This is a genomic window from Mycobacterium persicum (assembly GCF_002086915.1).
GTDB classification, from domain to species: domain Bacteria; phylum Actinomycetota; class Actinomycetes; order Mycobacteriales; family Mycobacteriaceae; genus Mycobacterium; species Mycobacterium persicum.
The window spans coordinates 6,243,222-6,254,980 of sequence record NZ_MWQA01000001.1; the positions used below are offsets into that span (position 1 = coordinate 6,243,222).

The following is an 11,759-nucleotide window of genomic DNA, read 5'->3' on the forward strand; positions in this document are numbered from 1 at the left end:
CCGGTCCGGGGTCAGCCCATGTCGAGATCGGCTTCGGCGCAGTAGACGCCGAGCAGGTCGCGAGCCGAAACGATCCCGGCCGGCATACCGTCCTGCTCCACCAGAACATGACGGATGTAGCGCTGCATCATCCAGTTGGCCACCTGGTCGACGGTCGCATCGGCGTCGCACCACACCAGCTTGGTGCTGGCGATGTCCAGGGCCCGTACCGCATTCGGGTCTTTCCCGGCGGCTACAACCCGGACGATGTCGCGTTCGCTGACCAGCGCGGCGGGCCGTTCGTCGTCGCCGATGACAATTGCTCCGACGTTGTCGGCGACCATCGCGTTGGCGACGTCGGCCACGGTGGCGTCGGCGACGACACGGGCCACTGGGTCACCGGTAACGGTGGAGATCGGAAGCGATCCGGCAGAAGGAAGGGTAGTCACGCCACCATCTCACCCGGCCCCGCTCGCGCGTTCTAGTGACTTGAGTCCTCAAATCAGGTGGCCTTGGTACCGGCGCGATGGCCAGACGGCTCAAGCTGCCGGGCTACGTGACCCAATCAGGTTGCTGGGCAACGTTTCAATGCCGACCCGATGCCGACGGGCCGCGCGGGTTTCCTGTGTGATTTGGTAATAAACCCTGCGAGGTTACTGTGAATTCCGCAACTTACCCGCGAGTAGGTTTAGCGTCGGAGTTGTCCGATGACCGCCCGGTCACCGTCGGACCTGGGTGAGGGAGGCGGAAGTGTCATTCATGTTCATGGTGCCGGAATTGGTTGAGGCTGCGGCACAAGACCTGGTTGGTCTGCGCTCGGGGATCAACGAGGCCACCGCGGTCGCGGCTGCGCCTACCACCCGGATCCTGGCCGCCGGGGGTGATGAGGTATCGGCGGCCATCTCGGCGATGTTCAGCGCCCACGGCCAGGAATTCCAAGCCATCAGCGCTCAGGCTGGAGCCTTTCACGACGAGTTTGTGAGCCTCTTGAACGCCGGCGCCGGTGCATACGCAAGCGCGGAGGCCGCCGGTGCGCAGAGTCTGCTGAATGCGGTGAACGCGCCCGCCCAGGCGTTGCTGGGCGCGCCGTTGATCGGGGGCAACACCGCCGCCGCGGCCAGGGCGCTTGCGAGCGGCGCCGCCGCCGCGCTGGTGTCCGGTCCGATTCAGGCTGAGCTGCAAAGCATTTCGCAATCAATCACCAATGCATCCGCGGCGATCCGCACCTTTGGGGCCACGGTCGCCGGCCCGTACCAGAGCCTGTTCTCGAATACGGTCGCCAACCTACAAAGCCTCGGAAGTGCCGTGGCTGCCAATCCGGCGCCACTCCTGCACCAGTTGATCGCCAACCAGCTCGGCTACGGCCAAGTGGCCGCCACGGCACTGCACAACGCCGTCACCAACTTCCCCGCGGTACTGGCCAATGCGCCGGCGACTGTCCAAGCTGCCTTCCGGGCCCTTGCCACTGCTGATCCGGCGGCGTTCCTACACCAGGTGATCACCAACCAGATGGGCTTCGCGCAGACGGTCGCCACGTCGCTGCAAAGTGCCGGCCAGGACTTCAACGCTGGGCTGCACGCCTTACCGGCGGCCTACCAAACTGCCTACCAGGAATTCATGGCGGGCAATGTCAATGGTGCGGTGGACACCCTTGGGTCCGGCTTTGGAAAGCTGTTCCTCACGGGCTTCGATGTCTCCGTCGGCCCAATTGACCCCGCAGGTGATCCGCCACTCATAACCATCACGCCGACGGGCACACTGGGCGACCTACTACCTATCTTCGCCATCCCAGGACAGATGGCACAAAACTTCACCAACCTGATCCCCCCGTCCATTCCCGCCCAGATGGCGCAGAACGCTACCAATGTGATCAAGGCGCTCACGAACACATCACTTACGTCGGTGCTCGAGCCGTTCGCAGACCCGACCAGCCCGATAGGTCTCGGAATAGTTATCGACGCCAATATGGGGTTGCCGCTGGCGCTGGCTATCGACGGGCTGGGCGGGCCGGTTAGCGGGTTGCACGCGTTGGGCTCCAGCGCGAGTGCCTTCGTGAACGCCGTGCAAACCGGAAATGCGTTGGGTGCTTTCGGTGCGGTCCTCGATGCTCCGGCCGTCGTCGCCGACGGCTTCCTCAATGGTCAAACGACGTTTCCGCTGACGATCGACGTGGTGGGCATTCCCACGACCCTCAATCTGCCTTTCAGCGGAATTCTCGTTCCGCCTGGTCCGTACACCGCGGTCGATGATCTCACCGGGTTTGGGTTGGGTCCGCTCTTCCTTGACTCAACCGTCGTCGGCACGCCTCTGGGCGGAATCGTTCCAGGCCTGCTGGACTTTCTGCCCGAACAGCTAGCGATGGCAATCGGCGCACCCGCACCGGCCGGCTCGCTCAGTTCCTAGCTTCTCCTGGCCGCAGGTGTTCGAGCGCTCGGTCCTCGGGATCGGCCGCATTCACATCGGTCACTCGGTTTCACTGACAAGTCCGATGCGCAGCCGAGGTTGTCGCTCACTGATGGGCACGATGGCTATCGGCTGCATCCGGTGATTCGCGTGGAAATTGGGATAGCGGTGGGCGGGGCGGCCGGTGAACGCGGTCCCGAGAATTGCGCCGATTTGGCGATGCCGGCCCGGGGAAACCGAGTCCGCGACGGCCGTCTGCCCTTCTGCCCCAGCCGGTTTGTGGCGCGCACCAGCACAAGGAGCCGATGTTGAGATCCGTTGGTGGGCAGTCGCGCTTTCTGGGCCTCCTGTTGTCGGTGGCCTCGCTTGGAAGCTCGTCCGGTCGCCCCGGGGTAGATGCACTCCGACGGGCGGCGCGTCGGCTATCGGCTACGTGACCCAATCCGGTTGCTGGGCAACGTCGACGGCAGAAAAGTCGTTGTGTCCCAGGCCCGCCACGGTGCCACCGTCGACGACGAATTCCGAACCGGTGGAATAGCTCGACTCGTCGCTGGCCAGGTACACGACGAGGTTGGACACCTCCTGCGGTTCGGCGGCGCGTCCCAGCGCGGTCTGGAACAGGTCCTCGGGCACCCACTGCGTCATCGGCGTCCTGACGAGCCCGGGATGAATGGAGTTCACCCGAATTCCGTTGACTCCGAGTTCCACTGCCGTCGACTTGGTCAACCCTCGCACGCCGAACTTGGTCGCGGTGTAACCGTGGGAGGCCATGGTGCCGGCCAGCCCTTCGATGGAGGAGATATTGACGATGGATCCGCGGCCGGCGGCCTTCATGGGCTTGACGACGGCGCGGATGCCCAGGAACACGCCGGTGAGGTTGACGTCGAGAATCCGCTGCCATTCCGACAGCGAGTAATCCTCGATGGTTCCGATGTTGAGGATGCCGGCGTTGTTCACCAGAATGTCGAGCCCGCCGAACCTGCTCAGGGCCGCCTCGACCGCCGCCTCCCACTGATCGGGATCGGTGACGTCGAGGTGGACGTAGTAGGCCGCGTCGCCGATGTCGCCGGCCACCGCGTTGCCCTCCTCGTCGAGGATGTCGCCGAACACCACTTTGGCGCCCTCGGCCACCAGCGCCCGCACGTGCGAGGCGCCCATTCCCCGGGCGCCCCCGCTGACAAGGGCGACTTTGCCGGTCAGTCGGTTTGGCATTCTCTGATACTTCCACGATCCCATTCGCGAAGACCACCGCCCTCGTCGGTGATCAGTCGGCTTCGGTACGCTCGGCACCGTCCGCACGCAGGACCGGTGAGATCCGGAGATTGGTGGGCAATCGTGGTGCCTCCCAAGGTCGACTTCAGTTCGGTCCGATGGGGTTCGGTGGAATGGACGAACTTGGTGACCCTGTACTTGCGTGGCTATGAAAGTCGTTCCCGTAAGCCCATCTTGGGTGATGTGGCGGCCGCCGAAGCGGTGGATCGGATCGACTACGACTTCAAGCGGATACGTCGAACTTCGCTGCCCGCCACCAATCAGTATCTGGTGGTATTGCGCGCCAAGCAGCTCGACGACTGGTGCGCTGATTTCCTTCGACAGCATCCCGATGCGGTGGTGCTGCACCTCGGTTGTGGGCTGGACAGCCGCGCATATCGTCTTGCGGTCCCGGCGTCGGTGCTGTGGTTCGATCTCGACCAGCCGAGCGTCATCGACTTGCGCCGCCGGCTCTACGACGAAACGGACAACTACCGCATGATCGGCTCGCCGGTGACCGATCCCGGCTGGTTGCAGCAGATTCCGACGGGACGTCCCACGCTGGTCGCCGCCGAAGGGCTGCTGATGTACCTTGCCGAAGGCGATGTGCGGCGGCTGCTCGCGTGCCTGACAGACCGATTCGAGCACGGCGAAATGCTTTTCGACACCATCTCGCCGATGGGTCCCCGGCTGTCGAAGATCTTCACCAAAGGCATGGTCAAGTGGGGCATCGGCGATATCCGAGACCTTGAACGGTGGAACCCGAGGTTGCGTTTCCGCGAACAGGCCTCCGCACTGGCCAGCTATCAGAAAATCGAGGCGACCCCGGTGCGATTGATGTACCGGCTGCTGCTGCATGCGACGCCGTTCGGCGACTATGACGTCTTGAACCGCTTCGAATACTGAGCCGCCGAATCGCCGACGGGCCAGGACGGACTGATTGATCGCATGCTCGTCGTTCATGTGGGCCCCAAACCAAGCGGTTCAACGCTGGGCATCACCCACGCGGTTTAGCCAAACCAACCGCGGGTAGCCGGGCATGCGGAAGTAGATCACCGAACCCACCCCAAGTAACCGTTTGGCACAGGATCGCGGGAGGCTGCCATGACAACGCACACTGAGCCGGCAAAGAAGCCCGTCAGCTCCCTATTGGCCGGGCCTTACGGTCATCCGTATCACCCGATCCTGGTCACGGTGCCCATCGGGGCGTGGGTGGCCAGCTTGGTCTTCGACATCGCCTCGCGCATCGTCGACCAGCCCGGATTCTTGTATCAGGGGTCGCAGTGGCTGATCGCCATCGGTGTGATTGGCGCGCTCGCCGCAGCCATCGTCGGTTTCCTGGATCTGTTGACCATCCCCACCGGCACACCCGCTTTCCGCACCGGGCTGCTGCACATGACGCTCAACGTCAGCGTCGTGGTGGCCTACATCGTCAACTTCATCTGGCGTTACAGCAACTACCACCAACCCTCCGCCGTGGGCATCGGCCCGCTGGTGCTGTCCATCGTCAGCCTGACGTTCCTGGCGGTGTCGGGGTTCCTGGGCGGCAAGCTGGCGTACTACTACGGTGTACGCGTCGCGCGGGAGTCTGATCAGGCCGCAGGCTACCGATACCCAGCCACGCCCACCCAATGAAGGGCAATGACACGTTATCGGTAGCGCCGTTCTCGCCTTGTGGGTCCTGATCGCCGGCGGCGGCTTCACCAGCCTGGCATCCTGAAGAGCGTGCATCGCTTGCCAGCTCGATCGGGCGGAACCACGGGGCCTTGGTCGGCTTGGTGAGCCCGGCTGGCGGGTGCCGCGTGCCGGGGAGGCGACGGGTTCCAACAGTTGACACGCCGCCATCGAATCCCATTGCTCGACGATGCATTCGGTTGACACGGCGACCTGGACTAGCGTCGAGCGAATGGAACTCACGGGCAAGACCGTCCTGCTCACCGGTGCCACCGGCGGCCTCGGACGAGCGATCGCCGCGGCACTCGCCGACCACGGCGCGCGACTGATCCTGAGCTCCCGCAAACCGGCGGAGCTGGACAGGCTTGCGGCTTCGCTGAGCGGACTCGACCACCGAACGGTCGTCAGTGACCTGTCCGAATCCGGCGCCGCAGCCGCCTTGCTTGCCGAGGCGGGGGAGATCGACGTCCTGGTCGCCAATGCCGCGCTGCCGGCGTCGGGAAAACTGGACAGCTTCACTGCCGAGCAGGTAGACCGTGCGCTACGGGTCAACCTCGAGGTACCGGTACAGCTGACGCGCGAACTGATTCCGGTGTTCACCAAACGAAGGTCTGGGCATTTCGTCTTCCTCTCGTCGATCTCCGGCAAGGCCGCCACACCGCGCGCCTCGCTCTATGCGGCAACGAAATTCGGCATCCGGGGATTCGCGCTGTGCCTGCGCGACGACCTGCGACCGGCCGGGGTGGGCGTCTCGGTGGTTAGCCCGGGGGCAATCGGTGGTGCCGGGATGTTCGCCGATTCGGGGGCCGCGATGCCGCCGCTGATCGGCACCGGCACACCCGAACAGGTCGGTGCGGCGGTAGTCGACGCCATCGAGCGAAATCGCGCCGAAGTCACCGTGGCCCCGCTGCGTCAGCGGGCGCTGGCCCGGTTCGCGGCGAACGCCCCCGAGATGTCGTCGCGACTGGCCGGAGGAATTGTCGCCAAGGCGGCGGACGAGATCGCGGCCGGTCAGACCGACAAGCGGTAATGGCGCGCGGTAGCGACCTCGCTTACATCGAGGCCGTTCTGTATCAGAACGGCGGTGGTTCGTCGTCGGTGTCGGGTGGGGCGGGTCCGGTTTGGTTGGTGTGTTCGGTGTGCGGGGTGGTGCGAGCGCGGTGGTTGTGGCGGCGTTCGGTGGCGATGCGCTGGGCGCGGTCTTGGGCGCGAGTGCGGCGGCGTCTGGGCATCATCGCAGTGCGCCCGGCACAGGGGTCAGGTGTTTGGATTTGGTCGGTGGGGAGATCGGCAGTGGGTGCGCACAGGTGGGGAAACAGCAGCGCACTGCTCGGAGTGGTGACATAGGTGTGCCCGGTCGGGGAGGTCAGGATAAGCGTGCCGTCGGGCAGTTGCATGTCGCGCCAGCCCCAGAAGGTTTTCAGCAAATGATGAGTCCTGCAGTAGCACTTAAGGTTTGACGCATGGGTGGGCCCGCCGGCGGCGTAGGGGATGGAATGATCGAGGTCGCAATCGAAGGCCGGGCGATCACAGTTGGGCCAGCGACACGTCAAGTCGCGGCATCTCACGAAATCGGCCAAGGCCTTCGACGGAACATAGCCCGACTCCGGGCCGGTGTCGGCAGGGTGGGTCAACGGCACCAGTTTGGCCGAGGCCGCTAACTCGGCCACCGTTTCGGGGCCGATGAGCCCGTCGGCGCAGACTTGGGATGCCGGCGTCTGGGCGCGCCCGTCGAGGCTGGCCTGCTCGGCGATCAGGTGGATTATCACCGGGGATGCGGCCGGCCGTTTGCCGGCCGAGCAGTCGGTACGCCCGCAGCCACACCCCAGCCGATCGGCCCCGGCGGCCAAGGCCCCCAACGCATCGGCGCGGCGCTGGTCGCGGGTGCGCGGGTCATGGTCACAGACCGTGGCCGCCAGCGCGGTCAGCCGCTTGTCCAGCGCGTGGGCATCGGGGGTCAACAGGGTGCCCTCGATCTGGGAGATCCCGCCGATACCCTCGTCGATGCGGATCTGGCGTTCGGTCTGCTGTTCCTTGCGGCGTCGCACCGCATCGGCGTCGGCGTTGGCCACGACCTTGTCGACCAGGGCGCCCAGCCGGCCCCGGCTGAGCGACGGGCAGCGCGGCACCAGCGCCGCCAACTGGGAATCTACCCCTGCCAGCACCTGCGGATCCTCGATCAGCTCGGTGCGATAGGCCAGCGTTTGAAACGCCCGGTAGTCGATGTCCCCGGCCTTAAAGAGCTCGGCGACCTGCGGCAACCGCTCACGCATCACCCGGGCATAGCGCAGCCGGCTGGCCGCTAACCCCTGGCTGATCCGCAACGCCGCCCCGACTTCGGCGGCCACCGCCTCCATGGTGTCGATGGCCCAATCCTCGGTCTCTGAACACCGGGAGAGCCGATAGGCGAACAGTTCCCCGATCGCGCTCAGCTGTGCCGCGGCGGCCCGATTCTCCGTCCGGCCCGCCGCACACATCCGGTCCAACAACCTCGCCGACTCCAGGGTTTGGGAGGGATGACGGCGCTCAAACCAGTCATCCATCTCGGCGACCTCACCGGTCTGGTAGTCGAACATACATTCGATTATGCCACGGCCGGCCGACAACACCGCGGGTCCACCGTCAGGCTGTGGATAACCCGCCAGGTTCGCAGCCTTACGTCAGCTCAGTCGGCCATCTCGTGGATATCGTCGGCGGTGAGCGCCCGGAAGCTCATTGGGCGCTCGGCGAAACGCAACCCTGCGACAACGGATGGTCTTGGTGCGGTTTACGATTCACGACTTCGGCATTGACGGTTCGATGTCGTCGACGTCGACGTATGTCGATGCCAAGCTCGACACCGCATCTCGGGGTGCGGTTGGCGCAGCAGGCAGCCCTTTAAGCGCAATGATGGCATCCTTGCCTGGTGGGACTGCTGTTTCGGCTGCTGGAGTTGCTGGTGCTGGCCGCACCGGTGATCGGCGTGATTTATGCCGGCATCCGGGCGCTGTCGTCGCTGAATAGACAACGACAGTCCTCAGGCGATCCCGCAGAACCTGCGGCTGACTCGGGTGAGGTCGGCAATCATGCGTCGCACTGGCGCGCGATACGACGCGCGATCGATGCACATGACCACACCGATGCTCGCTGGCTGGAGTACGAACTCGATCCCGCCAAGCTCCTCGACTTCCCGGTGATGACCGACATGCGAGATCCGCTGACAACGGCGTTTCACAAGGCCAAACTGGCGGCCGATTTCCATCGGCCGGTTCGTGCGGAAGATCTGGTCGACGACCGGGAGGGTACGCGACACTACCTCGACGCTGTCGAAAGCTATGTGACCGCGTTCAACGCCGCGGAAACAGAGGCCATTCGTAAAGGCAGGAACGACTTCTCACGGGAGGAACGGCAGCGCCTGGCGCGTGCCCAGAGCCTGTTGCGGGTGGCGGCCGACACTTCCGCGACGCAGCAGGAGCGACAGCGCGCATATGGTTTGGCGCGTACCGAACTCGACGGCCTCATCGTATTGCCGGGCAGCATCCGGGCCAGCATCGAGCGCGGAATCGCCGGCGAAATAGACGGATGATCGGCGATCAACCCGCGTCGCTGTGCAGGCGCACCATCCGCGTGGTGCTGCTCTCGTCAAGGTCGACCACCTCGCTGCGGGAACGCAGAAAGTCGCTGAACGACTTGAAGCCCAGCGACTTCTCGCTGAACGAGGGGTCCATCCGCTTCATCTGGGCCTTGACCATCGAGTTGTGCTGCCAGTCCGCGTCGTCTTTCTCCTGGCCGATCCGAAGCGCCCGTTCGAGCAGTCGGGTGGCGGCGGCCTGCGGGTCGGGTGAAGCCGGCTCCTCGTCCGGCTCCGCGGTGCTGGCATGGCGTCCGCGTTTCTTGGGCTGCGCCGCCACGACGGTGGTGGATATCCCGGGCAGCGTGTCGTAGGTGACGAACTCGTCGCACGCGGCGGCCAGCGACTGACTGCTGGCGCCGGCCACGCCGATGCCGACGACGTACCGGCCCAGCCGCTTGCAGCGTTGTGCGAGCGCGATGTAGTCGGAGTCGCCGCCGACGATCACCACGTGGGTCAGGTCGGGCAGCCGGAACATGTCCTCGACCGCATCGACGGCCAGCCGGATGTCGGCGCCGTTCTTGCCGTATGCGGCTGCGGGGAACAGTTGCACGAGATCGACCGCGCGTCCGACAAGCTGGCCGTGGTAGCGGGCGTTCACCTCGGCCGACCAATCCGCGTACGCGCGGGTAAGCACCAGGGTGCCGAACGACGACGCGAAATCCATGATCGCGCCCAAATCGACCGTCGCCGCTCGCAGCCGCTGCGGGTCCAGACCCTTGGTCTTGTCCTTTTGGAAGGTGCCGCGTCCGTGTACTTGGTCGTAGCGCGAGATCACGATGTTGTCGAAGTCGAAGTAGACGGCCACTCGGGTCGCGCTGGAATCGGTCATGATCGTCATCGTGCCGTGTGTCACACCCGCACGGCAGCAGAACGGAGTGACAGTGGGCGCGACCAAGCGCAACACCGCAGCCGTCGTCGGCGTGTACAACACCCGCCAGCGACGCCGCCTGGACGGCGAAACCTCCCGCAGCCTGGCGGTGAAGGCCATCCGGGGAGCCCTCGACGACGCCGGCCTCAACCTCGACGACGTGGACGGCATCAGTGCCGGCACCTTGTCCACGGCACTGATCTACGACCTCCGGCTCGGGCCGGCCTGGCAGGGGGTGGGGTTCGGGATCGGCATGATCACCGAGGCCGTCACCGCGATCGAGCACGGCATGGCCGACGTGGTGGTCCTCGTCGCCGCCCAGGCAGGTGAATATCGCGACCATGTAGCCACGGCGCCGTGGACCCGGCCGGAGAACGAGTTCGTGGCGCCGTGGGGGATGTTCACCGCCGCCGAGTTCGCACTCATCGCCCGTCGCCACATGCACGTCTTTGGGACCACCCGCGAGCACCTGTCCATCGTCGCGGCCACCATCCGCAACAACGGCTCGCGAAACCCGGAAGCCGTGTACTACCAACGCGGACCCTTCACCCCTGAGGACATCACCGCATCACGACCCATCGCCGAGCCCTTTCACCTACTCGATTGCGCCACCACCTCCGAGGGAGGCTGCGCCCTGGTGGTGGCGAACCTGGACAAGGTGCCGGTCGCCAGCCAGCCGATCTACGTATTGGCAAGTGGCGCAGATCATTTCGGTCCGTCGTATCAGCACCCACCCGCTTGGGACCTCGCGGGCCGGCACGGTGGTCAGGTCAATGGCCGGGTGGGCAGCCGTGCGGCCGATCGCGCGTTTAAGCATGCCGGGCTGCGTCGCGACCAGGTGGATGTGCTGGAACTCTACGATCCGTTCTCGTTCGAGATCATCCGTCAGCTGGAAGCGTTCGGCTTCTGCGGCCCGGGCGAAGGCGGACCGTTCGTCGCCGACGGTCACATCGCCATCGGCGGTAGCCACCCGGTCACCACCGACGGCGGAACCATGTCCTTCAGCCATGCCGGGAGGAATCCGCAAATGATGCAGCGCGCCATTCGAGCGGTTCAGCAGTTGCGCGGCGAGGCCGGCGCGCTTCAAGTTCCGGATGCACGTATCGCGTTGTGCAGCAACGGGGGAGCGGGTGCATTGTTCACCACGGTGCTGATCCTCGGAGCCGAACCGCGATGAGTTCGGGCGAGGTGTTGCGGCCGCAGCGCGGGCCGGCGCCGCACCCGAGAAGTCCGCTCAGCGCTCCTTTCTGGGACGGATGCCGAGCAGGCGAGCTGCGCTATCAACACTGTCAGACGTGCGGCGCCGCGCATTTCCCGCCGGCCGAGCACTGCCGGCAGTGTATGTCCGGGAATCTAATCTGGATGCGCAGTGCCGGGGTAGGCGAAATATACAGCTGGACAGTGGTTTACCGGCCGGTGACGCCCGAGTTCGAGCCGCCATATGCGCCGGCGATCGTCACGCTGGACGAGGGCTACCAGATGCTGACCAACATCGTCGGCATAGCACCGGCGGATCTGGACATCGGCATGCGGGTGCACGTGCAATTCCACGAGATTGGCTCTGATTTGACACTGCCTTATTTCACGCCGGCTTAGACCCAATACCGTTCAGTTAAGACTACATGGGTGTAGTTTGTAGGGTATGCCTCGTGCGGGTTGGCGCAAGCCTGAGTCGGATCGCCGGTTGTCAGATCTGGTATCGGTGGGGGTGTTGACGCGGGTGTTTCCTGCGGCGCTGGTGGATGAGGTGATCGCGGAGGCGGGCCGCACCCAGCAGCGGCATCGGTCGCTGCCTGCGCGGGTGATGGCGTATTTCGCGATCGCGATGGGCCTGTATGCGGAGGGCTCTTATGAGGATGTGCTGGCCCAGCTCACCGATGGTCTGGCGTGGGCGTCGGGGTGGCGTGAACGCTACCGGTTACCAGGTAAGTCGGCGATCTTTCAGGCCCGTGAGCGGCTGGGGTCAGCACC

At 65.1% G+C, this 11,759-nt stretch carries 12 protein-coding genes; 8 read left to right on the forward strand and 4 right to left on the reverse strand.

Annotated elements, in window-relative coordinates; translation table 11 throughout:
* Positions 1-11 precede the first annotated feature (11 nt).
* On the reverse strand, positions 12-428 hold the full coding sequence (locus B4U45_RS28195; protein WP_075549482.1) for a CBS domain-containing protein: 417 nt from the start codon (positions 426-428) through the stop codon (positions 12-14).
* Positions 429-738: 310 nt separating this feature from the next.
* Here B4U45_RS28195 and B4U45_RS28200 point away from each other — a divergent pair, with 310 nt between their 5' ends.
* Positions 739-2,382 carry a PE family protein gene (locus tag B4U45_RS28200; RefSeq protein ID WP_240316768.1) on the forward strand — a complete coding sequence of 548 codons (1,644 nt, stop codon included), beginning with the start codon at positions 739-741 and terminating at the stop codon, positions 2,380-2,382.
* 429 nt (positions 2,383-2,811) lie between these two features.
* On the opposite strand, the gene B4U45_RS28205 is transcribed toward B4U45_RS28200, so the two are convergent.
* Positions 2,812-3,594: an SDR family oxidoreductase gene (locus B4U45_RS28205; RefSeq protein WP_075549566.1), complete on the reverse strand. Its 783-nt coding sequence runs from the start codon at positions 3,592-3,594 to the stop codon at positions 2,812-2,814.
* Positions 3,595-3,714: 120 nt separating this feature from the next.
* Here B4U45_RS28205 and B4U45_RS28210 point away from each other — a divergent pair, with 120 nt between their 5' ends.
* The 3 genes from B4U45_RS28210 (at position 3,715) to B4U45_RS28220 (ending at position 6,337) form a co-directional block, all read left to right on the forward strand.
* Complete coding sequence (locus tag B4U45_RS28210; protein ID WP_371687228.1) at positions 3,715-4,539, forward strand: class I SAM-dependent methyltransferase; 825 nt, start codon at positions 3,715-3,717, stop codon at positions 4,537-4,539.
* A 198-nt stretch (positions 4,540-4,737) separates the two neighbouring features.
* A complete protein-coding gene (locus tag B4U45_RS28215; RefSeq protein WP_075549479.1) occupies positions 4,738-5,268 on the forward strand; it encodes a DUF2231 domain-containing protein in 531 nt (176 codons plus the stop codon).
* A 271-nt stretch (positions 5,269-5,539) separates the two neighbouring features.
* Positions 5,540-6,337: an SDR family NAD(P)-dependent oxidoreductase gene (locus B4U45_RS28220; RefSeq protein WP_075549478.1), complete on the forward strand. Its 798-nt coding sequence runs from the start codon at positions 5,540-5,542 to the stop codon at positions 6,335-6,337.
* A 43-nt stretch (positions 6,338-6,380) separates the two neighbouring features.
* Here the strand turns inward: B4U45_RS28220 and B4U45_RS28225 are convergent, their stop codons facing one another.
* The gene (locus tag B4U45_RS28225) at positions 6,381-7,883 is read right to left on the reverse strand and encodes an HNH endonuclease signature motif containing protein (RefSeq protein WP_122526447.1); all 1,503 of its coding nucleotides are present in this window, start codon (positions 7,881-7,883) and stop codon (positions 6,381-6,383) included.
* A gap of 329 nt (positions 7,884-8,212) precedes the next feature.
* Between B4U45_RS28225 and B4U45_RS28230 the strand changes: the two genes are divergently transcribed.
* Positions 8,213-8,872 (forward strand): hypothetical protein, encoded by a 660-nt coding sequence (locus B4U45_RS28230; protein WP_075549476.1) that lies wholly within the window; start codon positions 8,213-8,215, stop codon positions 8,870-8,872.
* A gap of 7 nt (positions 8,873-8,879) precedes the next feature.
* Here B4U45_RS28230 and B4U45_RS28235 read toward each other — a convergent pair whose 3' ends face one another.
* On the reverse strand, positions 8,880-9,749 hold the full coding sequence (locus B4U45_RS28235) for an NYN domain-containing protein (RefSeq protein ID WP_075549565.1): 870 nt from the start codon (positions 9,747-9,749) through the stop codon (positions 8,880-8,882).
* Between the two features lie 52 nt (positions 9,750-9,801).
* On the opposite strand from B4U45_RS28235, the gene B4U45_RS28240 reads away from it, so the two are divergent.
* The 3 genes from B4U45_RS28240 to B4U45_RS28250 form a co-directional block, all read left to right on the forward strand.
* Positions 9,802-10,965 (forward strand): thiolase family protein, encoded by a 1,164-nt coding sequence (locus B4U45_RS28240; RefSeq protein WP_075549564.1) that lies wholly within the window; start codon positions 9,802-9,804, stop codon positions 10,963-10,965.
* The gene (locus B4U45_RS30195; RefSeq protein ID WP_075549475.1) at positions 10,962-11,384 is read left to right on the forward strand and encodes a Zn-ribbon domain-containing OB-fold protein; all 423 of its coding nucleotides are present in this window, start codon (positions 10,962-10,964) and stop codon (positions 11,382-11,384) included. Before B4U45_RS28240 ends, B4U45_RS30195 begins: the two co-directional genes overlap by 4 nt.
* Positions 11,385-11,430: 46 nt before the next feature.
* Positions 11,431-11,759: transposase domain-containing protein (locus tag B4U45_RS28250; protein ID WP_219859565.1), on the forward strand; the 329-nt coding region annotated here is incomplete at its 3' end.